Origin of the sequence: Kitasatospora sp. NPDC001603 (assembly GCF_040298365.1) — a bacterium.
In the GTDB taxonomy this organism is placed as follows: Bacteria; Actinomycetota; Actinomycetes; order Streptomycetales; family Streptomycetaceae; genus Kitasatospora.
On record NZ_JBEPAA010000032.1, the window covers coordinates 16,773 to 39,647 of the forward strand.

14 protein-coding genes are annotated in these 22,875 nt (G+C 74.1%); 8 read left to right on the forward strand and 6 right to left on the reverse strand.

Annotation, left to right across the window (positions count from 1 at the left end; translation table 11 throughout):
• The first annotated feature begins 283 nt into the window (after positions 1–283).
• Both ABT263_RS20710 and ABT263_RS20715 read left to right on the forward strand, forming a co-directional pair.
• Complete coding sequence (locus ABT263_RS20710; protein WP_352291982.1) at positions 284–5,233, forward strand: non-ribosomal peptide synthetase; 4,950 nt, start codon at positions 284–286, stop codon at positions 5,231–5,233.
• The gene (locus ABT263_RS20715; RefSeq protein ID WP_352291984.1) at positions 5,230–10,800 is read left to right on the forward strand and encodes a non-ribosomal peptide synthetase/MFS transporter; all 5,571 of its coding nucleotides are present in this window, start codon (positions 5,230–5,232) and stop codon (positions 10,798–10,800) included. The genes ABT263_RS20710 and ABT263_RS20715 overlap by 4 nt, the downstream gene beginning before the upstream one ends.
• A gap of 55 nt (positions 10,801–10,855) precedes the next feature.
• Here the strand turns inward: ABT263_RS20715 and ABT263_RS20720 are convergent, their stop codons facing one another.
• On the reverse strand, positions 10,856–11,512 hold the full coding sequence (locus ABT263_RS20720; RefSeq protein ID WP_352291986.1) for an NADPH-dependent F420 reductase: 657 nt from the start codon (positions 11,510–11,512) through the stop codon (positions 10,856–10,858).
• 175 nt (positions 11,513–11,687) lie between these two features.
• Here ABT263_RS20720 and ABT263_RS20725 point away from each other — a divergent pair, with 175 nt between their 5' ends.
• Entirely contained in the window at positions 11,688–13,280 is a 1,593-nt protein-coding gene (locus ABT263_RS20725) for an outer membrane protein assembly factor BamB family protein (protein WP_352291988.1), read from the forward strand.
• A gap of 3 nt (positions 13,281–13,283) precedes the next feature.
• On the opposite strand, the gene ABT263_RS20730 is transcribed toward ABT263_RS20725, so the two are convergent.
• The 4 genes from ABT263_RS20730 to ABT263_RS20745 form a co-directional block, all read right to left on the reverse strand.
• The gene (locus tag ABT263_RS20730; RefSeq protein WP_352291990.1) at positions 13,284–13,616 is read right to left on the reverse strand and encodes a hypothetical protein; all 333 of its coding nucleotides are present in this window, start codon (positions 13,614–13,616) and stop codon (positions 13,284–13,286) included.
• 72 nt (positions 13,617–13,688) lie between these two features.
• On the reverse strand, positions 13,689–14,003 hold the full coding sequence (locus ABT263_RS20735) for an aldehyde dehydrogenase family protein (protein ID WP_352292078.1): 315 nt from the start codon (positions 14,001–14,003) through the stop codon (positions 13,689–13,691).
• A 110-nt stretch (positions 14,004–14,113) separates the two neighbouring features.
• The gene (locus ABT263_RS20740; protein WP_352291992.1) at positions 14,114–15,199 is read right to left on the reverse strand and encodes a polyprenyl synthetase family protein; all 1,086 of its coding nucleotides are present in this window, start codon (positions 15,197–15,199) and stop codon (positions 14,114–14,116) included.
• Entirely contained in the window at positions 15,196–15,615 is a 420-nt protein-coding gene (locus ABT263_RS20745) for a hypothetical protein (RefSeq protein ID WP_352291994.1), read from the reverse strand. Before ABT263_RS20745 ends, ABT263_RS20740 begins: the two co-directional genes overlap by 4 nt.
• A 423-nt stretch (positions 15,616–16,038) precedes the next feature.
• Here ABT263_RS20745 and ABT263_RS20750 point away from each other — a divergent pair, with 423 nt between their 5' ends.
• Positions 16,039–16,443, forward strand: coding sequence for a cytochrome C oxidase subunit I (locus ABT263_RS20750; RefSeq protein ID WP_329485947.1), 405 nt, complete (start codon positions 16,039–16,041; stop codon positions 16,441–16,443).
• Between the two features lie 103 nt (positions 16,444–16,546).
• Here ABT263_RS20750 and qcrB read toward each other — a convergent pair whose 3' ends face one another.
• Entirely contained in the window at positions 16,547–18,199 is a 1,653-nt protein-coding gene (qcrB, locus tag ABT263_RS20755; protein WP_352291996.1) for a cytochrome bc1 complex cytochrome b subunit, read from the reverse strand.
• 376 nt (positions 18,200–18,575) lie between these two features.
• On the opposite strand from qcrB, the gene ABT263_RS20760 reads away from it, so the two are divergent.
• The 4 genes from ABT263_RS20760 (at position 18,576) to ABT263_RS20775 (ending at position 22,815) form a co-directional block, all read left to right on the forward strand.
• Positions 18,576–18,983, forward strand: a complete 408-nt coding sequence (locus tag ABT263_RS20760) for a hypothetical protein (protein ID WP_352291998.1) — start codon at positions 18,576–18,578, stop codon at positions 18,981–18,983.
• Between the two features lie 582 nt (positions 18,984–19,565).
• The gene (locus tag ABT263_RS20765; RefSeq protein ID WP_352292000.1) at positions 19,566–20,660 is read left to right on the forward strand and encodes a sugar ABC transporter substrate-binding protein; all 1,095 of its coding nucleotides are present in this window, start codon (positions 19,566–19,568) and stop codon (positions 20,658–20,660) included.
• Positions 20,661–20,767: 107 nt separating this feature from the next.
• Positions 20,768–21,556: an ATP-binding cassette domain-containing protein gene (locus tag ABT263_RS20770; protein WP_329485943.1), complete on the forward strand. Its 789-nt coding sequence runs from the start codon at positions 20,768–20,770 to the stop codon at positions 21,554–21,556.
• On the forward strand, positions 21,553–22,815 hold the full coding sequence (locus ABT263_RS20775) for a sugar ABC transporter permease (protein ID WP_329485941.1): 1,263 nt from the start codon (positions 21,553–21,555) through the stop codon (positions 22,813–22,815). Before ABT263_RS20770 ends, ABT263_RS20775 begins: the two co-directional genes overlap by 4 nt.
• Positions 22,816–22,875 lie beyond the last annotated feature (60 nt).

A 22,875-nucleotide genomic window follows, 5' to 3' on the forward strand; every position in this document is an offset into this window, starting at 1 on the left:
AGGCCCTTTGCCGCCCCGGAGCTGATGCTCCGTCGGCTGCTGGGGAGACCGTATCGGCACCGCGCGCCGATGTCACGGGCTTCGGCAGCCGGTAGGAATCGTCGACGAACCGTCACGTACCCGTACCGCTCCGTGGTGATGGGCAGGTGATCTTTCCGGCATATCGAACGAGTGATGGAGATGTGCTGGTCATCCGCAGACCGTTACCCCACCATCTCCGAGGGCACACCGCCCATTTCCAGCCGACCACAAGTCGGCGCAGGGCCATCCCTCAGGAGAGTTGATGAGTTCGACGGGACTTCCTCCACTGGCTCCACCGGACCCGACGGCCTCGCTGGCCGATCTGGTCGACGCACAGGTCGGCCGGACCCCCGGGGCGACGGCGGTGATCGACGGCGACCGGCGGCTGACCTACCGCGAGCTGGCCGCCGCCGTCGACGCGATGGCCGGCCGCCTGGCCGCCGCGGGGGTACGCGCCGAAACCCTGGTGGCGGTCTGCCTGCCGCGCACGGCGGACCTCGTGATCGCCCTGCTGGCGGTCCTGCGGGCCGGCGGCGCCTACGTGCCGCTCGACCCGGCCTACCCGCGGGACCGGCTGGAGCTGGTGATCGGCGACGCGCAGGCGCCCGTGGTCCTCACCGACCGCGCCCACGAGCACCTGCTGGCCGGCGCCGGCGCGACCCTGCTGTACACCGACGCCGAGAGCCCCCGCGCACCGCTCGCCCCGGGCGGCGGCGCCGACTCCCTCGCCTACGTCCTCTACACCTCCGGCTCCACCGGCCGGCCCAAGGGCGTCGCGGTCACCCAGCGCGGCGTCAACGCGATGCTCCGCTGGGCCGCCCGGACCTACGGGCCGGCCGACGTCGCGGGTGTGCTGTTCGGCACCTCGGTCTGCTTCGACATCTCGGTCTACGAGCTGTTCTTCCCGCTCGCCGTCGGCGGCACGGTCGTGGTGGCGGAGAACGTCCTCGCCCTGCCCGAGCTGCCGGCCCGCGACGAGGTGACCCTGGTCAACACCGTGCCGAGCGCCATGGCGGCGCTGCTGCGCGGTGGCGCCCTTCCCGGCGGCAGGGGCCTGCCGGGCGGCGTCCGCGTGGTCAACCTGGCGGGCGAGGCGCTGCCGCGCCGGCTGGCCGACCAGGTCTACGGCGAACCGCGGGTCGAGCGGGTCTACAACCTCTACGGGCCCACCGAGGACACCGTCTACTCCACCTGGTCGCTGGTCGACCGGGGCGGCAGCGAGGAGCCGCTGATCGGCCGCCCGCTGCCCGGCACCACCGGCCACGTGCTCGACGAGCGGCGGAGCGCCGTACCGGACGGCGGCATCGGTGAGCTGTACCTCTCCGGCGAGGGCCTCGCCCGCGGCTACCACGGCCGCCCGGACCTCACCGAGGAGCGCTTCGTCACCGTCGACGGCGAGCGCTGCTACCGCACCGGGGACCTGGTGCGCCGCCTGCCGGGCGGGGAGCTGGAGTACCACGGCCGGGTCGACCACCAGGTGAAGGTACGCGGCTTCCGCGTCGAGCTGGGCGAGATCGAGGCGGTGCTCGCGACCCACCCCGCCGTCGAGGCCGCCGCCGCCGTGGTCCAGCGGGACGAGGCCGGCGACTACCTCGCCGCCTTCGTCCAGCCCGGGCCCGGCGTCGCCGACCCCACCGCGGCCGAGCTGCGCGCGCACTGCGCCGCGGCGCTGCCCGGCTACATGGTGCCGCTGGCCGTCGGCGTGCTGGCGCGGCTGCCGCTGACCCCCAACGGCAAGACCGACCGCAGGGCGCTCCCGCCGGTCGCCCGGAGCCGGGGCGACCAGGAGCTGTTCGTCGCGCCCCGCACCCCGGTCGAGACCGGGATCGCCGAGCTCTGGCAGCAACTGCTCGGCGTCCCGCAGGTCGGCGTGCACGACGTCTTCCTCGACCTCGGCGGGCACTCGCTGCTCGCCGCCGGACTGCTCGCCCGGATCGAGCGCGCCTACGGCACCCGCGTCCCGCTGGCCGAGTTCTTCGCCGCGCCGACCGTCGCCGCGCTCGCCGTCCGGGTCGCCAAGGGGGGCGGCGGCCGTCCGTCCGTCGCGCCGCCCGTGCGGGAGGCCGCGCTGCCCGCCCGCCCCACCGGCTTCCAGCGCGAGCTCTGGCTGCACGAGTCGCTGGAGCCCGGAAGTCCGCTCTACAACGTGCCGCTGCGCTTCCGCGCCGTCGGCACCCTGGACCGGTCCGCCCTCGGCCGGGCGCTGAGCGAGGTGGTCCGCCGGCACGAGGTGCTGCGCACCGCGTTCGCCGACCGCGACGGCGAGGTGACCGCGGAGATCCGCCCGCCGTACCCCGTCGACGTGCCGCTGCTCGACCTCGCCGGCGCCGGCGAGGAGGAGCTGGACGCCGCGCTGCGCGCCGAGGCCGCCCGGGCGCTGGACCTCGCCGGGGGGCAGCTGCTGCGCGCCCTCGCCGTGCGCACCGGGACCGACCGGCACGAGCTGCTGATCACCGTCCACCACGCCGCGATGGACGGCTGGGCCGCCGGGCTGCTGCTGGCCGAACTCGGCCGCGCCTACCAGGGCGGGGAACTCGCCGAGCCTCAGCTGCAGTTCTCCGACATCGCCCGCTGGGAGGAGCGCGCCCACGCGGCCGCCCGCGACGGCGCGCTGCGCTGGGGCGACGGCCTGTTCGGCCTCGACGCCGATCAGCACCTGCCCGGCGACCGCCCGCACCCCAACCCGTACGACACGGCCGGCCGGCGGATCGCCCGCCGGCTCGACACCGAGCTGATCCGGGCCACCGAGCGCTGGGCCGCGCAGGAGGGCGCCAGCCTCTACATGGCCGTGCTGGCCGCGCTCGGCGGAGTGCTGCACCGCTACAGCGGCCGCACGGACCTCGCGGTGCTCAGCCCGTTCGCGGTCCGGCCGGTGCCCGAGCTGGAGCAGGTGCTCGGCTCGCTGATCAACACCGTCGCGCTCCGCTTCGACGCGGCCGGCACCGACACCTTCCGCGAACTGGTCGCCCGCGTGCGTCCGGTGGTGCTGGAGGCCGCCGAGCACAGCGGCTACCCGTTCCTGGAGCACGTCCGCCGGGTCGGCGGCTCCGCCGGGCTGACCGCCTCACCGATCGCCCAGGTCCTGCTCGCGGTCCAGAACCACCCGGTGGCCGGCCTCGAACTCCCCGGCCTCAGCCTGCAGTTCGTCGCCGAAGTGTGCAACGGCACGGCCAAGACCGACCTGTCGCTGTTCCTGGAGTTCCCGGCCGAGGGCCCGCTGCTCTCCGCCGAGTACCGCACCTCGCGCTACGACGAGCGGTCCGTCCGGGCCGCGCTGGACCACCTGGTGGCCCTGCTGGCCGCCGCCGTCGCCGAACCGGACCGCCCGCTCGGCGAGCTGGCGATGCTCCCGGCCACCGGGCCGGACGCCGTGGCGCCCGCCGAGGGCCCCGCGGCGGCGCTGCCCGACCTCCGTCTGCACGAGCTGGTCGCCGCCCAGGCCGCCCGCACCCCGGAGGCGGTGGCCGTCTCCGCCGCCGACGGCGTCCTCGACTACGCCGGACTCGACGCCACCGCGGGCCGGCTGGCCCATCTGCTGGCCGGGCACGGGGCCGGCCCCGGCACCCTGGTGGCGGTCGCCGTCCGGCGCGGCCGGCTGCTGCCCGCCGCCCTGCTCGGCGTGCTGCGCAGCGGCGCCGCCTACCTGCCGCTCGACATCGACCAGCCGCTCGCCCGCAACCGGGCGGTGCTCGACGACGCCGGTGTCACCCTGCTGGTCGCCGAACGGTCCACCGCCGGGGACGCGCTGCTCGACGGGCGGGCCGTCGTCCTGGTCGACGGCCCGCAGGCGGCCGCCGCCCCGGAGCTGCCGGCCGTCCCGGTCGGGCCGGAGGACCGCGCCTACCTGCTCTACACCTCCGGCTCCACCGGCACGCCCAAGGGCGTGGCCGTCCCGCACCGCGCGATCGTCAACTTCCTCACCTCGATGGGCCGCGAACCCGGCCTCACCGCGAGCGACGTGATGGCCGCCGTCACCACCGTGACCTTCGACATCGCCGGCCTGGAGCTGTGGCTGCCCCTGGTCACCGGCGCCCGGGTGGAGATCGCCGACCGCGCCACCGCCACCGACGGCCGTGCGCTGGCCGACTGGCTGGAGCGGCGCGCGGTCACCCACCTCCAGGCGACCCCGGCCACCTGGCGGCTGCTGCTGGAGGCCGACTGGCCGGGCAGACCCGGGCTGACCGCGCTCTGCGGCGGCGAGGCGCTCACCGCCGACCTCGCCGGGGCCCTGCTGAAGCGCACCGGCGAGCTCTGGAACCTCTACGGCCCCACCGAGACCACCGTCTGGTCCGCCATCCAGCGGGTCACGCCCGAACTCGTCGCCCACGGAGGGGTGGTGGCGCTCGGCGCGCCCGTCGCCAACACCCGGCTGCACCTGCTCGACACGGCCGGGCGGCCCGTCCCGGTCAACGGCATCGGCGAGCTCTGCATCGCCGGCGACGGTGTCGCGCTCGGCTACCACGGCCGCCCGGACCTCACCGCCGAGCGGTTCGTCCCCGAGCCCGGCCGCCCCGGGGGCGCGCCGATGTACCGCACCGGCGACCTCGCCTGCCGCCGCGCCGACGGCCGGCTGGAGTACCACGGCCGCACCGACGCCCAGGTCAAGCTGCGCGGCTTCCGGATCGAACTCGGCGAGATCGAGGCCGCGCTGACCGCCGTCCCCGGTGTCACCGCCGGCGCCGCCCGGCTGGCCGACGGCCCGGCCGGTCCCGTCCTCGCCGGGTACGCCGTCACCGACGGCACCGTCGGGGAGGACGCGCTGCGCACCGCGCTCGGCGCCCGGCTGCCCGACTACATGGTGCCCGCCGCGCTCGTCCTGCTCGACCGGCTGCCGCTGACCCCCAGCGGCAAGGTCGACCGGGCCGCGCTGCCGGTGCCGCCCTCCGGCGGTGCCGGCGCCCCGCCGGAGGGCGACTGCGAGGAGCTGCTGGCCGACCTCTGGCAGGAGGTCCTCGGCGTCGAGCGGGTCTCCCGGCACGACGACTTCTTCTCGCTCGGCGGCCACTCGCTGCTCGCCACCCGCATGGCCGCCCGGGTCCGCGACACCTTCGAGATCGACCTGCCGCTGCGCAGCGTCTTCGAGTCCCGCACCCTGGCCGCGATGGCCCGCCGAATAGAGGAGCGACTGCTCGACGAGATCGACGAGATCGACGGCATGGACGGCATGGACGCCGAGGACGGCATCGGCGCACTGACGGGGGAGACGGTATGAGCGACCAGCACACCACCGGCGGCCGGCCGGACCGGGAGGCGAGACGCCAGGAGCTGCTCCGCCGTCGGCTCGCCGCGGCCAAGGCCGCGAAGGCCGCCCGGGACGCCGGCACCGCCGAGCCCGCCCGCCGGGGCATCGCGCCCCGCCCCGAGGGCGCCCCGGCCCCGCTCTCCTCGGCCCAGCGCCGGATGTGGTTCCTCGCCCAGTACGAGCCGGACAGCGCGGCCTACCACATCCCGCTCGCCCTCCACCTCGCGGGCGAGCCGGACCCCGCCGCACTGGCCGCCGCGCTCACCGACGTCCTCGACCGGCACGAGGTGCTGCGCACCGTCTACCCGACCGTCGACGGCGAGGTCCGGCCGCGGCCGCTGACCGCCACCCCGCCGATCCTCGCCACCGCCGACGTCCCCGCCGACGAGGTGGACGCCCGGCTGGAGGAGGACGCCCGCCGCCCGTTCGATCTCGCGGCGGACCTGCCGGTCCGGGCCACCCTGCTGCGCACCGCCGAGGGCGCGGTGCTGAGCCTGGTGCTGCACCACATCGCCGCCGACGGCTGGTCGATCGGCGTGTTCTTCGCCGACCTCGCCACCGCCTACGCGGCCCGCCGGGAGGGCCGCGCACCGGCCTTCGAGCCGCTGCCCCTCCAGTACGCCGACGTGGCGTACTGGCAGCAGACCGAGCTGGCCGACGAGCTGGCCCGCCAGCAGGCCTGGTGGCAGGAGCGCCTGCGCGGCGCCACCGCCACCGTCACCGTGCCCACCGACCGCCCGCGTCCCGCCGTGGCCGGCACCGACGGCCGGCGGATCACCGTCGAGTTCGGCGCCGAGCGCACCCGCCGCATCCGGGCGCTCGCCGAGCAGACCGGCGGCACCGTCTACATGGTGCTGCTCGCCGCCCTGCAGACCGTGCTGTCCCGCTACACCGGCGCGCAGGACGTCGTGGTCGGCACGCCGGTCGCCGGGCGCACCCGCAGCGAGACGGAGCCGCTGGTCGGCTGCTTCGTCAACACCCTGGCGATGCGCACCGACCTCTCCGGCGACCCGAGCGTCCGGCAGTTGCTGGAGCGGGTCCGCGAAGGCACCCTGGGCGCCTTCGGCCACCAGGACCTGCCGTTCGAGCGGCTGGTCGACTCCCTCGGCCTGGAACGCGAACTCGCCCACACCCCGCTCTTCCAGGTCATGCTCAACGTCCACAACCAGGACCGGGCCGACCTCGACCTTCCCGGGCTGCGGGCCGACTGGCGGCCGATCGGCACCGACACCGCGAAGTTCGACCTCTCGGTCGCCGTCGTCGACCACGGCGGAGAGCTCTGCGCCGACCTGGTCTGGCGCGCCGAGCTGTACGACGAGCCGACCGTGCGACGGGTCTTCGGCCATCTCAGCACCGTGCTCGACGCGATGGCCGGGGCCCCCGACCGCCCGCTCGCCGAGCTGCCGCTGCTCACCCCCTCCGAGCAGCGCCGGCTGGCCGAGTGGGACGGCGCCCCGCGCGACTGGGACCTCGGAGCCACCCTGCACGGCCTGGTCGAGGAGCAGGCCCGCCGCACCCCCGGCGCGCCCGCCGTCCGCGGCGCCGACGGCGTCCTCGACTACGCCGAACTGGACAACCGGGCCAACGCGTTGGCCCACCGGCTGCGCGCACTCGGGGTCGGTCCGGACCGCCCGGTCGGGCTGCTGGTCGAACGCTCGGCCGCGCTGGTCGTCGGCATGCTCGGCATCCTCAAGGCCGGCGGCGCCTACCTGCCGCTCGACCCGGTCTACCCGGACGAGCGGATCCGGGCGCTGCTGGCGGCCGCCGGGGCCGCCGCCGTGGTCACCACCGACGACCTGGCCGACCGGGTGGCCGGCACCCCGGTCGTCGTCCCGGAGCCGCTGGACGCCCCGGTGGCGCCGTGCCCGGCCCCCGAGGCCGGGGCCGGCCCGGAGAACCTCTGCTACCTGATCTTCACCTCCGGCTCCACCGGGGCGCCCAAGGGCGTCGCCGTCGAGCACCGCAACGTCCGCAACTACCTGCACGGGCTGCGCGAGCGGATCGGCGGCGACCAGCGGGGCTGGGACTGGGCCCTGGTCTCCACCTTCGCCGCCGACCTCGGCACCACCAACGTGTTCGGCGCGCTCACCGGCGGCGGCTGCCTGCACCTGCTCACCCGTGAGCAGGCCACCGACCCGGACGCCTTCGCGGCCTACACGGCCGTCCACCGGATCGACGCGATGAAGCTCGTCCCCAGCCACCTGGAGGGCCTCGCGGCCCACGGCGCCGGGCTCGCCGGGATCCTGCCCGGCCGGCTGCTGATCTGCGCCGGCGAGGCCCTGCGGCCCGACCTGGTGGCCCGGATCCGGGCCGCCCGCCCGGACCTGCTGCTGCACAACCACTACGGCCCGACCGAGACCACGGTGTCGATGCTCGGCGCCGCCGTCCCGGCCGACCTCGGGGACGCCGCCACCGCGCCGCTCGGCCTGCCGTTCGGCAACGTCGGCGCCCACGTCCTGGACGCCCGGCGGTGCCCGGTGCCGGTCGGCGTCCCCGGCGAGCTGTACGTCTCCGGCGCCGGCGTGGCCCGCGGCTACCTCGGCCGGGACGACCTCACCGCCGAGCGGTTCGTCCGGGTCGACGGCCGCCGGAGCTACCGCACCGGAGACCTGGTCCGCCGCCGGGAGGACGGCGCCGTCGAGTTCCTCGGGCGGATCGACCACCAGGTGAAGATCCGCGGCTTCCGGGTCGAGATCGGCGAGGTGGAGGCCGAACTCACCGGCCGCCCCGAGGTGCGCGAGGCCGTGGTCGTGGCGCGCGGCGAGGGCGCCGCCCGCACCCTCGTCGGCTACCTGGTGCCCGCCGACCCGGCGGCCGCCCCCGACCCGGCCGCCCTGCGCGCCGCGCTGCGCACCCGGCTGCCGGACTACATGGTGCCCGCCGCCCTGGTCGTGCTGGACGCCCTGCCGCTGAACGCCAACGGCAAGGTCGACCGGGCCGCGCTGCCCGAGCCGGCCGCCGCCCGCCCGGCCGAGGGCGGGGGCGCGTTGTCCTCCGCCACCGAGCACGAGGTGGCCGCCGCCTACCGCACCGTGCTGGCCGTCGACGAACCCGGCCCGGCGGACGACTTCTTCGCGCTCGGCGGCGACTCCTTCTCCGCGGTGCACGCCGTCCGCCTGATCGGCCGGGGCCTCTCGGTGATCGACCTGTTCCAGCACCCCACCGTCCGCGAACTCGCCGCGCTGCTCGACGCCCGGGCCGCCGGCACCGGGGACGAGGGACCGCGCACCCTGCTGCACCGGCTGACCCGCGGCACGGCGCCCGCCGAGGTGAGCGTGGTCTGCGTGCCGTACGGCGGCGGCAGTCCGATCACCTTCCAGCCGCTCGCGGACGCGCTGCCGGCCGGCCACCGGCTGTACGCCGTCGAGCTGCCGGGGCACGATCCGAGCAGGCCCGACGACGAGCTCGTCGAACTCGGCGCCCTGGCGGACCACCTGGTCGAGCAGATCACCGAGCGGATCGAGGGCCCGGTGCTGCTCTACGGCCACTGCCTCGGCGGTGCGCTCGCCACCGCGCTCGGCTCCCGGCTGGAGGCGGCCGGCGTCGACCTGCGCGGCGTCGCCCTCGGCGGGACCTTCCCGGCGGCCCGGCTGCCCGGCCGGTTCGCCGAGTGGATGGCCAAGCGGCTGCCCGGCGACCGGATGCTCTCCAACCGCTCCTACCTCGACTACCTGCGCGCCATGGGCGGCTTCACCGACGTCTACGACCAGGAGGAACAGGACTTCCTGGTACGGGCGTTGCGCCACGACGTCCGCCAGGCGGAGGACTTCTACACCCAGGCGTACGGGGACGCCCGCCCGGCCCGGATCGCGGCGCCGATCCTCTGCGTGGTGGGCGAGAAGGACCGTGCCACCCAGCTGTACGAGGAGCGGTACGCCGAGTGGGAGCACTTCGGCGAGGCCGTCGACCTGGCCGTCATCCCCCGGGCCGGGCACTACTTCCTCAAGCACCAGGCCGGGGAACTCGCCCGGGTGCTGGCCGAGTTCACCGCCACCGGGGCGGTGGCCGAGCAGGTCGCGGCCAAGCGGCCGGCGGCCCGGGCCGAGCTCGGCACCTTCGCCAAGGTGGCGATCGGCCAGTTCGTCTCGATGATCGGCACCAGCCTCTCCACCTTCGCCCTCGGCGTCTGGGTCTACCAGCAGACCGGCTCGGCCTTCGACTTCGCGATGATCTCGGTGGTGGCGGTGCTGCCCGCCGTGCTGCTGCTGCCGATCGCGGGCGCGCTGGCCGACCGGATCGACCGCCGCAAGATCATGATCGTCACGGACACGGTGGCCGCGGCCGCGATGCTCTCGCTCGGTCTCCTGCTCTGGGCCGACCTCCTGGAGGTCTGGCACATCTATCTGGTGGCCTGCGTCGGGGCGGTCTGCTCGGCCTTCCAACGCCCGGCCTATCTGGCCGCGATCACCCAGCTGGTGCCCAAGCGCTACCTCGGACAGGCCAACGGCCTCGCCCAGCTCGGCACGGGTGCGGGCGACATGATGGCCGTCCTGGCCGGTGGCGTGCTGGTCTCGCTGATCGGCCTGCACGGTGTGGTGCTCTTCGACATGGCGACCTTCCTGACCGGGGTCACCTGCCTGCTGCTGGTCCGCTTCCCGGACGCGCTCTTCGACCGGCAGGAGGAGCCGCTGCTGCGCGAGGTGGTCACCGGCTGGCGCTACATCGTGCGCCGGCACAGCCTGGTGGCGATGGTGGTCTTCTTCGTGGTCTTCAACTACCTGTTCGCCGTCGCGACGGTGCTGGTCACCCCGATGGTGCTGGCCGGCGGCTCGGCCGTGCAACTGGGCGTGATCACCGCCGTCGGCGGCGTCGGCGCGCTGACGGGCGCGCTGGTGATGGCCCTGTGGGGCGGCACCCGGCGGCGCGCGGTCGGCATGATCGGCTTCACCTCGCTGGTCGGCGTGGCCGCCGTCGTCACCGGCTGCCGGCCGCAGGCGGCCATCACCGCCTGCGGGCTCTTCGGCCTCTGGGCGGCGTTGATGATCCTCAACTCGCACTGGATGGCGCTGATCCAGACCAAGGTCGGGATGGAGCTCCAGGGCCGGGTGCTGGCCACCAACCAGATGCTCGCGATGTCGATGATGCCGCTCGGCTTCCTCACCGCGGGGCCGCTCTCCGACCACGTCTTCGAGCCGCTGATGCGGCCGGGCGGCGCGCTCGCCGACTCCGTCGGCCTGGTGCTCGGCACCGGCCCGGGGCGCGGCGCGGGCCTGCTGCTCGTCGTGGTCGGCGCCGTCCTGGCGGTCTGGGGCCTGCTCGGCCTCGCCTACCGGCCGCTGCGGCTGATCGAGGACCTGCTGCCGGACGCCCTGCCGGACGCCGAGATCGGTGACAAGGACGCCATCCAGGCCGAGGCGGACCGCCTGCTGGCGCTCACCGAGGCGGCCCGCGTGGCCGGTACCGCTGCCCCGGCCGGCCCGGGCGCCGTCGCCCCGGCCGGGGTACGGGTTCCCCGGCCGGCCCGGGGCACCCCGGAGCCGGTCGAGGACGAGCCCGAGAAGCGCGTCCCCGCCGGAGCCGGACCGGGCTCCCGGTAGCGGCGTGCCCCGTCCCCCGGAGACCCGGGGGACGGGGCACGGGCCTCCCGGCGCGCTACCCGGCGCGCCTGATGGAGTAGTTGAACTCGGCCGTGCCGTAGGCCCGCATCAGGCGGAGCCAGAACGGCATCATCATCTCCATCGCCCGGGCACCCGCGATGTCCCCGAGGTCGACGACCGACTCCGCCGGCCAGCCGAACTCGCCCAGCAGCGCGACCGTCTCGGCCTTCGCCCCCGCGTCGTTCCCGGCGACGAAGACGTTGTGCTCACCCGGGAGCCGCCCCGGGTCCACCATCAGCGGCGCGGTCAGGGTGTTGAGCGCCTTCACCACCCGGGCCTCCGGGAACTCCCGCTGGATCCGCTCGCCCACACTGTCGGTGTTCACCGGATCCAGCGTCACCTCGCCCTCGGCGGAGAAGACCAGCGGGTTGGAGATGTCCACCAGCAGCTTCCCGGCCAGCCGCTCGGCGCCCGCCGCCCGGAGCGCCTCCAGCGCGACCGTCCCGCCGGTGGCGTTCAGCACCACCTCGCCGAAGCCCGCCGCGTCGGCGAAGGTCCCGTGCCGCCCGTTCGGCCCCGCCTGCTCCGCCCAGCCGACGGCCGTCTCGTTGTCCTTGTTCCGGGAGCCCAGCGTCACCTCGTGGCCGAGCGCCACCAGTTTGTCCGCGAGCGTCCGCCCGACCGTCCCTGTGCCGATGACTGCGAACCGCACCGTGCCTCGCCCTCCGTCGTCGCGCGCCCCGTGACGCGTGCAGCGACGACGATAGATCACCGGGCCCCCGCCGTCGGGCGAATGACCGCCTTCGGCGGCGGCCGAGCCGCTCCGGGTGCGCCGACTGGACCACGCCCGCTGGTGGCCGTGCCGCCACCGCCGAAGCATGGGCGCCATGAACCGAACCAACAGACCGTACGCCCGGGCGGCCGCCCTGCTCACCGGCATCGCCCTGCTCGCCCCGGCAGCGGTCGCCCGCGCGGACGTCACGACCGTCTCCGTCACCACCGAACGCACCGCCTGGGACCAGGCCGAACCGGGGCTCGCCCCCGGCGAGGTCGACGCCTCCGACTTCGGCATCCGCTTCAGCACCCCGCTCGACGGCCAGGTGTTCGCCCAGCCGCTGGTCATCGGCCCGACCGTGGTCGTCGCCACCGAGACCAACCACGTCTACGGGGTCGACGCGGCCACCGGGAAGGTCCGCTGGCACCGGACGACGGGCGCCCCCTGGCGCTCCGCCGCGATCGGCTGCTCCGACCCCGGTCCCAACGTCGGCACCACCTCCACCCCCGTGTACGACCCGGCCACCGGCACCGTCTACCTGACCGGCAAGGTCGACGACGGCCCGGACGACCGGCACCCGCACTACTACGTGCACGCCATGGACGCGCAGACCGGTGCCGAGCGCAGCGGCTGGCCGGTGACCGTCCAGGGGGACCCGGTGAACGCGCCCGGCAAGCCGTTCAACGCCTACCGCTCGCTCCAGCGGCCCGGACTGCTGCTCCTCGACGGGCGGCTCTACCTCGGCTTCGGCTCGCTCTGCGGCATCGGCGACTACATCGGCACCCTGGCCGGCCTCGACACCCGGACCCGCAAGCTCACCCTCTGGTCGACGGTGGCCGGCTCCGACACCCAGCGGGCCTCCATCTGGATGGCCGGCAGCGGGCCGGTCTCGGACGGACCCGGCCGGATCATCCTCACCACCGCCAACGGCCAGGGCGCCGGCGCCTCACCCGCGCGGGGCCCCGGCTCCAGCCCGCCCGGCGGCCTCGGCGAGTCGGTGATCCGCTTCGCGGTCGACGACGACGGCGGCTTCACCCCGCGGGACTTCTTCAGCCCCAGCAACAACGCGACCCTCGACAAGCGGGACACCGACCTCGGCTCCGGCGGCCCGGTCGCCCTGCCCGCCGCCCACTTCGGCACCCCCGCCCACCCCCGCCTGCTGGTCCAGGTCGGCAAGGACGGCCGGATCTTCCTGCTCGACCGGGACGACCTCGGCGGCATGGGCCAGGGCCCCGGCGGCACCGACCGGGCCGTCGGCGTCACCGGCCCGCACGGCGGCGTCTGGGGCCACCCGGCGGTCTGGGGCGGCGACGGCGGCTACGTCTACACCGTCGAGAACTACGGCAGGCTGCGCGCCCTCAAGTACTCCGTCACCGCGGCCGGTGACCCGCGGCTGACCAGCGCGGGCACCAGCGCCGAGGACTTCCTCAAGATGTCCGGCTCACCCGTCGTCACCTCCGACGGCACCCGGTCCGGCTCCGCCCTGGTCTGGGTGATCTGGTCCGGCACCGGCCAGTACGGCGAGGGCGGCGAACTGCGCGCCTACGACCCCGTCCCGGTCGACGGCACGCTGAAGCTGCGCCGCTCCTTCCCGATCGGCACGGTCAGCAAGTTCTCGGTGCCGGCCACCGACAAGGGCCGGATCTACGTCGGGACCAAGGACCACCGCCTGGTCGCCCTCGGCCGGCCCTCGGCCTTCGCCTGACGCTCAGGTGCCCGGGTTGATGGTGAAGATCGCGGCGACCACCGACAGCAGCGCCGCCATCGGTGCCAGCGCCGCCCAGACCCGGGCCGGCCGCAGCAGGTACGCCACCGGCCACTGCACCACGAGCAGTGCCGCCGTCGCCAGCAGCAGCCGGTCGGAGAGCAGCAGTTGGGCCTCGGTGGCCGGGCAGCCGCCCGGCCCCGGGCACGGCTCCGCGGCCAGCTGCGCCAGCACCCGCAGCGGGAGGACGAACAGCAGGCCGAGCCCCGTCACCCGGGTGGAGACCAGCGGGGCGCGACGCCAGTTCGCGCGGGGCCCGGAGGCGGTATCGGTCATCCTCCGATCCTGGCCGCCGGGCCCCGCCCGGGAGCAGGGGTCGGGTACTCGGATCCGGGTGGGCGGAAGTACTCAGGCGGGCCCGGTCAGGCCCGGCCACCCGGTGCCGTCAGAGCCTGACGGTGACGGTCTCGGGGCGCTGGTACTCCTGGAGGGCGAGGACGAGAGGTCGGTGCCGTGGCCGGAGGCGCCGCGGCCGCTGTGCGGGAGTTCCGCGCTCTGGGCGAGGTGGCAGTTGAGCCAGGTCTCCCCGGCGTGCAGGCGGGCGGTGAGGTCGAGGGCCGCGGTGAGGTCGGCGGTCCAGGCACTGGCGGCGAGGGCCTGCGGGACGCAGTTGGCGAGGGCGAGCGCCTCGTCCGGGCCGGCGGCGCGCTGGACCGTCCGCAGCGGGCCGAAGGCCTGGGACCGGTGGCGTGGACCTTACGCAGGCGAAGTGAACTCCGGGGCAACGGCCCCGGACGGCGCGGCCCCGGCGGGCTCCGGCCGGTCCGGTCGGCTCAGCGCCCGCGGGTGACCACGAAGTCGGGCAGGGCGGCCAGGAACTCCCGCGCCTCAGCGGCCTCCCCGGCCGGGTCGGCGAGGCCCGGCGCCGCCGCCAGCACCTCGGTGATCTCCCGCTCGGCGGCGGCCACCAGCCCGTCCGCCGCGTGCCGGGCGCTCTCCACGCAGTCGTACGCCGTCATCCGGTCCAGCAGCCAGCACACCTCCTCCGCGGCGCCGGGCCCGCGCTGCGCCCGGGTGCGGCCGAGGTGCCGCACGACGCGGGCGCGCTCGGCCGGGGTGCAGCGCTCCAGCAGGTGGATCAGCAGCAGGGTGCGCTTGCCCTCCCAGAGGTCCCCGGCGATCTCCTTGCCGTAGTCCGCCTCGGTGCCGACCAGGTTGAGCACGTCGTCCTGGATCTGGAACGCGGCCCCCAGGTACCAGCCGAACCGGTCCAGCCGGGCGGCGTCGGCGCCGGCGCCCTCGGCCACCAGCAGACCGCTGCGGCAGGGGTAGAGGAAGGTGTACCAGGACGTCTTCTTGAGGCACATCCGGTAGTAGTCGGCGGGCACCAGGTCGCAGGCGTTGTCGCGGATCCAGGCGATCTCCAGGGCCTGCCCCTCCAGCGACTGCCGGCACATCAGCTCGGTCTCCTCGAACAGCCGCCAGGCCAGTTCGCCGCCCAGCTCGCGCCGGTTGGCCATGAGGCGCCGGAGGCCGAGCAGGTTGGTCGCGTTCCCGACGTTCAGTGCGACCTCGACGCCGTGCTCGGCGGAGATCGTCGGCGCGCCCCGGCGCAGCTCGCTGCCGTCCTGGATGTCGTCGTGGATCAGGAAGCCGTTGTGGAACAGCTCGACCGTGACGGCGGGGTTCAGCGCCCGCTCGGGGTCGCCGCCGAACGCGGCGCAGGTGGCCAGGCAGAGCCCGGCCCGCAGTCCCTTGCACGGCCGGGCCGGGTAGTCGGCCGCCAGCTCGTACAGGTACGGCGGGCTCTCCTCGGGGATGTGGCGCAGCAGCTCCGCCACGGTGCGCTCGCGGTGCCGGGCGAGCACCCGCTCGACCAGGGTGGCGGCGCCGACGAGCGGCCGGGCGGTGGTCGTCACCCGTGCCGGCCGTCGGCCCCGCCGGGGCGCTCGGCCGGGCTCTGCCGGGGCCCGAAGGTGCTCTCCATGGTCCGGTTGGCGAGCGCCGGCGCCAGCGAGCTGAGGTTGAGCAGCAGATCGAGGACGTCGTGCGCGTCGGCGGCGAGGCGCTGGGTCTGGTCGGCGGCGTCGCCGGTGGTGCTGCCGAGCAGGCGGCTGCTGACGGCGTCGATCAGCTGGTGGGTGTTCTCCGAGACCCGGCGCACCAGGCGGTCGAACTCCTCCTGGTCGACGTGGTGTTCGCCGGTCAGCCGGTCGCCGGCGGCCTTGGCGTCGGTCAGCCCGGCGGACAGCTCGCGCTCCAGCACCGCGGCCGCCTCCATGACGGCCTGCGAGCCCTGCTCACCCAACTCGCTGAACCGACCGGCATCGGGCATGGCTGACCTCCTGGTGCGGACCCCGGGCGGACCGGGGCAGGCCGGACCGGCGGTCGGGCAGAGCGCCGCCGTGATCGCTGATCGTACACGCCTGGATGCGGAGCGTGTCCACCTGGTTTTCGGGGTGCGGGCGGGCGTGCCCGGGCGGGCCGCCGCGCCGGTCGTGCGGGCGTTCCGTGGGGCCGCCGTCGCACCGATCGGCCCAGCGCGGGCGGCCGGCCGGGCGCCCCGTGGTGCGGCCGGACCCGGCGAGTCGTCCCGCGGGCCGCCGTCGGTCACTGATAGTAGTTGCGTGGTTGCGGTGCGATCGACCGCCGGCTGCTGTCCTGGCCGGTGGAGCGTTCGGCCGGCCCAATCGACTGGTGCGCGCCGTTGCCGCAGTGCTGCTCGCCGCGGTGCCCGGGTGCTGGACAAGGAGCGGTCATGGGTGGCAGAGAGCGCCCGCCGAGAGCGCGGACCCCTCGGCCGGGCAAGGGCGGCGGCCCGGCCCGGCCCCGGGTGGACGCACGGGTGGAGATCGCCCGACTGGAGGGCTACCTGGCCTGGGAGGCCGAGGTGGCGGCGGCCGAGCGGGACGCCCAGGCGTTCGCGGGCCGGTTCCCCTGGCTGTCGCCCGCCGAACGGGAGGACCTCGAACGGGCCTACGCGGCCGACCGGTTGCGCTACGCCGAGGACGTCGTCGACCGGGCCGTGGAGCGGTGCCGCCAGCTGGCCGCGCGCTACCGCAGCGAGTGCCGGCGGATCTGCGCGCGCTGGGCGGCCGTCTGCCTCTCGGTGGCGCTCGCCGCGGCCCTGCTCGCGGTCGTGCCGGTCGCGCTGCGGGCCTGACCGGGGCGGCGGCCGCGCGCCGGAGTCCGCGGGGTGACCGCACGCGACGGGCCCGCCACGCGCTGGACGGCGTGGCGGGCCCGGTCGTGCGGGGGGCGGGAGGTCAGTGGTGGCCGTGGCCGCTGGTGATCTCCTCGTGCTCCTGCGCGGTCGGCTTGGCGATCTGGCTGCCCCGGCCGAAGAAGCCGCGCGAGAGCTGGGCCCGGGTGCGGGTGAGCAGGCCGGCCCGGCGGACCACGCCGTTCTCGTCCACCTCGGCCGGCAGCTCCACCGGCTGCGGCTGCTCGTGCGAGGTGAGCGTGTACAGCCGTCCCTGCGGGAGCGGGGCGTGCACCTCGACGAACTCGCCGTGCTGCAGCCGGTTGATGACGCCGGTCTCGCGGCCGTGCAGCACCTTCTCCTTGTCGCGCCGCTGGAGGCCCAGGCACCAGCGCTTGGTGATCACGAAGACCACCACCGGGAGGACGAAGAAGCCGATCCGGACCGCGTTGGTGATGGCGTTGATCGACAGGTGGAAGTGGGTGGCGATGAGGTCGTTGCCGCCACCGATCAGCAGGATCACGTAGAGGCTGACCCAGGCGGCGCCGAAGCCGGTCCGCACCGGCGCGTTGCGCGGGCGGTCCGCGATGTGGTGCTCGCGCCGGTCGCCGGTGACCCAGGCCTCCAGGAACGGGTACGTCCAGATGGCGAAGAGCACCAGCGGGAAGATCATCAGCGGCACGAAGACGCCCATGTTGAGGGTGTGCCCCCAGAGGCCGATCTCCCAGCCCGGCATGATCCGGATCAGGCCCTCGGAGAAGCCCATGTACCAGTCGGGCTGGGCGTCCGTGGACACCTGGTCCGGCCGGTACGGGCCGTAGGCCCAGATCGGGTTGACGGTGGCGATCGCCGCCATCGCGCTGATGATGCCGAACACCAGGAAGAAGAAGCCGCCCGCCTTGGCCATGTAGACCGGCATCAGCGGCATGCCGACGACGTTCTCCTCCTTGCGGCCGGGCCCGGAGAACTGGGTGTGCTTGTGGTAGAAGACCAGGATCAGGTGGGCCACCAGCAGGCCCAGCATGATCCCCGGGATCAGCAGGATGTGCACGGTGAACAGCCGGGGCACGATCACGAAGCCGGGGAACTGGCCGCCGTAGATGAAGAACTGCAGGTACGTGCCGACCAGCGGGACGGCCAGCACCGCGCCCTCCATGAACCGGATGCCGGTGCCGGAGAGCAGGTCGTCGGGCAGCGAGTAGCCCATGAAGCCGTCGAACATGCCGAGGAACAGCAGCAGCGCGCCGAAGATCCAGTTGATCTCGCGCGGCTTGCGGAACGCGCCGGTGAAGAAGACGCGCATCATGTGCACCAGCATCGCGGCGACGAACACGATCGCCGCCCAGTGGTGGATCTGCCGGATCAGCAGACCGCCGCGGATGTCGAAGCTGATGTCGACCGTCGAGGCGTACGCCTCGGACATCCGGATGCCCCGGAGCGGGATGTACGAGCCCTCGTACGTCACCTCGGCCATCGACGGCTGGAAGAACAGGGTCAGCCAGACGCCGGTCAGGATGATGATGATGAAGGTGTACAGGCAGATCTCGCCGAGCATGAAGGACCAGTGGTCCGGGAAGATCTTGCGCAGGTTGGCCTTGGACAGGGCGTAGATGCCGAGCCGGCCGTCGGCCCAGTCGGCGAGGGCCTCGCCCTTGTTCGCGGGCGCCGAGCGCGTGCTGGTGACCGGTCCCGGGCGCGACTGCTGGTGGGCTCTCACGACGGGCTCCCCGGCGTCCGCTGCGTACCGTCCGGGGAGCCCGCCTGCGGAGCTGCCGGCCGGCGGAGTGATGTGATCATGGGACCTCTCGATACGGGGCCGCCGGGGTCGCCGGCGCGCGGATCCGCCGACCCGCTGGCCCCGTTGCTCAAAGTGATGGAGCGCTTACTCTGTCATGCTGTCGGCAGGGGGCCGACTGTGCACGTCCATCGGCCCGGACGGCCGCTCGTGTCGGCCCGTCCGGGGGTGTGCGTGCCGCTGACCGGCCGCTTTCACGGCCGGGAATGGTGCGCCCGGGTGCTGTTGCCGGGGAGCCGAACCGTTTCGGCGCGCGCCGTGCGCGGGGAGGGTGCGGTCCCCGGCCTACGCTGCGCCAATGGTGGATCACCGGGAACTCTACGAGGACGTGACAGCGGCCCTGGCCCGTGCCGGGTTCGACACCGAGCGGGGCCCCTCGGGGCCCTCGGGCCTGCGGATCGCGGAACTGCCCCAGGGCGTGCTGGTCGGCTGGTCGCCGGGCGCTGACCAGGACGCCGGGCAGGGCGCCGAGCCCGGCGGGGACGGCGCCGGCGGGCCGGGCGACGCCGCGCCGCCGCCCGTCGAGGGCATCCGTACGGCGATGACCGGGGCGATCGCCGCGGTGCTCCGGGAGTCCGGCTACCGGGTGGCCGAGGCCGGGCCGGGTGAGCTGCTGGTGACGGCCGGCCCCCGGGCGCGGGAGGAGGCGGTGCGGTCCGGCGGTGCGCCGGAGGCGGTCGCCGTGCCGGAGCAGTGGTGGGGCTGAGCGGGCGGGGCGCCGGCGGACCCGGGCCCCGGGTGGGGGGTGCCGTCCGCCGGTAGGCGCCCCCTACGAGCACGTTCCCGAACACCGTGGACCCGTCGGACGATCACGTCCGGCGGGTCCACGCCGTTCCGGGGGTGCGCCGCGGCCGCCCCTCCTGTAGCACGTTCGGGCGCCGGTGGGCCCGCGCGGTGATCCCGGCCGCCGCCGACGGAACGTCAGATCCTCAAGCCTTCCGTCCTGTTGATCTAAGTCTTGAACGCACGAAGCATCTTGCTCTGTTCTTGTCAAGAGTGCGACGGCCAGGGGATCGGCGAGCGGCCCATGGGATTCGCGGATCGATTCTCACGTTCGCACCAGGTGGTGAACGTCGAAGCGAAACCATATGTCCGTTCTGTCATGTCCTGCCAGATTGATACTCGGAGGTTCCTCCAAGCTTCAATGACGAGTAGGCGTTCACGAAGATAACGAAAAGATCTGAATCGTGAGGGCTTGGATTTACTTATTGACGTCATATGCCGAAGACGGATTAACTCCTCCCACCCCGCCGCAGCGCTGCGGCACCGTCACGGAGGCACTCCCCACATGAACGCAACGATGCGTCGCGTCGTCATTGGCACCGCCGCGGTCTCGATGGCCCTTTCGATGGCCGCCTGCGGCAAGGCCGGCAGTGACAAGAAGGACTCCGCGAGCTCCGGGGACAGCAAGTCCATCGGCCTGCTGCTCCCCGAGAACGCCTCCTCCACCCGCTACGAGTCCTTCGACCGGCCGTTCATCGAGGCCAAGGTCAAGGCGCTCTGCTCGGACTGCAAGGTGCAGTACAGCAACGCCGAGGGCAGCGCCGCCAAGCAGAAGCAGCAGTTCGACACCCTGATCGCCCAGGGCGTGAAGGTGATCATCCTGGACGCCTTCGACGCCAAGTCCACCCAGTCCTGGGTGAAGGAGGCGGCGGGCAAGGGCGTCAAGGTCATCGCCTACGACCGGCTCGCCACCGGCCCGGTCTCGGCCTACGTCTCCTTCGACAACGAGAAGGTCGGCGAGCTGCAGGGCCAGGCGCTGGTCGACGCGCTCGGCGCCAAGGCGGCCGACGCCAACATCATCATGATCAACGGTGACGAGGCCGACCCCAACGCCGCGCAGTTCAAGTCGGGCGCGCACAAGGTGCTCGACGGCAAGGTCAAGAAGGTGGTCTACGAGCAGTCCGGCGAGTGGAAGCCCACCGTCGCCGGCCAGAAGACCGGTGCCGCCATCACCCAGCTGGGCAAGGACGGCTTCCAGGCCGTCTACTCCGCCAACGACGGCATGGCGGGCGCCATCATCACCCAGCTGAAGGCCGCGGGCGTCAGCGTCCCGGTCGGCGGTCAGGACGCCGGCCTCGACGCCGTCCAGCGGATCGTCGCCGGGGACCAGGCCTACACCATCTACAAGGCCTACAAGCCGCTCGCCGACAGCGCCGCCGAGCTGGCCGTGAACCTTCTGCAGGGCAAGGACCTCAAGGCCGCGGCGCCGTCCACGGTGGACAGCGACACGGACAAGGGCATCCCGGCCAAGCTGCTGGAGCCCAAGGTCGTCACCAAGGCCAACATCAACGACACCGTCATCGCCGACGGCCTCTACAAGGCCGCCGACATCTGCACCGCGGACTTCGCCGCCGCCTGCACCACCGCCGGCGTCAAGTAGCGCGCCCGCCGGGCTCGAAGGCCACGGCGCTCCCCGTACCGCCCGGGGAGCGCCGGCCCTCCTGCCCGCAGGAACCCCACCCCACCCCACGCACTACCCCGCAGGAGATGGTTCACGTGACAGGCGCACCCGTACTGGCGCTGCGCGCGGTCTCCAAGCGCTTCGGCGCTGTCCAGGCACTCACCGATGTCGACCTCGACGTCCACGCCGGCGAAGTCGTCGCGCTGGTCGGCGACAACGGCGCCGGCAAGTCCACCCTGGTCAAGACGATCGCAGGAGTTCACCCGATCGACGAGGGTGAGATCACCTGGGACGGGCGCCCGGTCCGGGTCACCCGCCCCCAGGAGGCCCAGGCACTCGGCATCGCCACCGTGTACCAGGACCTCGCGCTCTGCGACAACCTCGACGTCGTCGCCAACCTCTTCCTGGGCCGCGAGCTGCGCCGCTTCGGCACGCTGGACGAGGTCGCCATGGAGCGGCGCGCCAAGGAACTGCTGGACACGCTCTCGATCCGGATCCCCAGCGTGCGGATCCCGATCGCCGCGCTCTCCGGCGGCCAGCGCCAGGTCGTGGCGATCGCCCGCGCCCTCGTCGGCGACCCGAGGATCGTGATCCTCGACGAGCCGACCGCGGCGCTCGGCGTCGAGCAGACCGCGCAGGTCCTCGACCTGGTCGAGCGGCTGCGCCAGCGCGGCCTCGGCGTGATCCTGATCAGCCACAACATGGCGGACGTACGGGCGGTCGCCGACACCGTCGCCGTCCTGCGCCTGGGCCGCAACAACGGGGTCTTCCCGGTCGCCGGCACCTCGCCCGAGGAGATCATCTCCGCCATCACCGGCGCCACCGACAACGCCGTCACCCGGCGTCAGGCACGTATCGCGGAGGAAGCGAAGTGAGCACCAGCCAGACCACCCCCACCAACGCCCCGGCACCGGTGGCCGACCCGCGTCTGCTGGTCCGCCAGGGCGGCGTCGCGGGCTACGTGGAGGAGTTCCGCCGCAAGATCAAGAGCGGGGACCTCGGCTCGCTGCCCGTCGTCATCGGCCTGGTCCTGATCGCGGTCATCTTCCAGAGCGTCACCGGCCACTTCCTCCAGGCCGACAACCTGACCAACATCACCAAGTGGATCGCCGGTCCCGGCCTGATCGCCGTCGGTGTCGTCTTCGTCCTGCTGCTCGGCGAGATCGACCTCTCGCTGGGCTCCATCGCGGGCGTCACCTCGGCCATCACCTCCGTCCTGGCGGTCCGTCAGGGCCTCAACGAGGGCCTGGCGATCCTGCTCGCCCTCGTCGCTGCGGTGGCCATGGGCGCCCTGCACGGCTTCTTCTTCGCCAGGATCGGCGTCCCCGCCTTCGTCGTCACCCTGGCCGGCATGCTCGCCTGGAGCGGTCTGCAGGACTACGTCCTCGGCAAGCTCGGCACCGTCAACAACATCAACGACGGCGTCGTCGCCAACCTGGACACCTACTTCCTGGGCGACGGCGACATCGCCTTCGCCTGGCTGGCGGCCGTCCTCGCGATCGTGCTGTTCCTCGGCGGCCAGCTCCTGGACGCCCGCCGCCGCACCACCGCCGGACTGCCCGCCCGCACCACCGGCGAGATAGCGCTGCGCACCGGCGCCCTCGCGGTGCTCGCCCTGGCCGGCGCCTACACCCTCAACCAGGACAGCGGCCTGCCGCTGCCGCTGGTCATCCTGCTCGGCGTCGTCGTGCTGACCGACTTCGTGCTGCGCCGCACCTCCTACGGCCGGCAGATCTTCGCCGTCGGCGGTGGCATCGAGGCCGCCCGCCGCGCGGGCATCAACGTCGCCTGGGTCCGCATCTCGGTCTTCATGATCTCGGCCGGCCTGGCCGGTCTCGGCGGCCTGTTCATCGCCTCCCAGCAGGGCTCGGCGGACAAGACGCTGGGCAGCGGCAACGTGCTGATGAGCGCCATCGCGGCCGCCGTCATCGGTGGCACCAGCCTCTTCGGCGGGCGCGGCAAGACCTGGTCGGCGCTGCTCGGCATCCTGGTCATCCAGTCCATCACCACGGGCCTGGACATGGTGCACGCCGCCCAGGCGATCCAGTACATGATCACCGGCGCCGTGCTGCTGGCCGCCGTCGTCCTGGACTCGGTCTCCCGTCGCACGCAGAAGTCCTCGGGCCGCGGCTGACCACCGCCCCTCGAACGGCCCGGTACCCACCCCCACGGGTACCGGGCCTCCGGCGTTCCC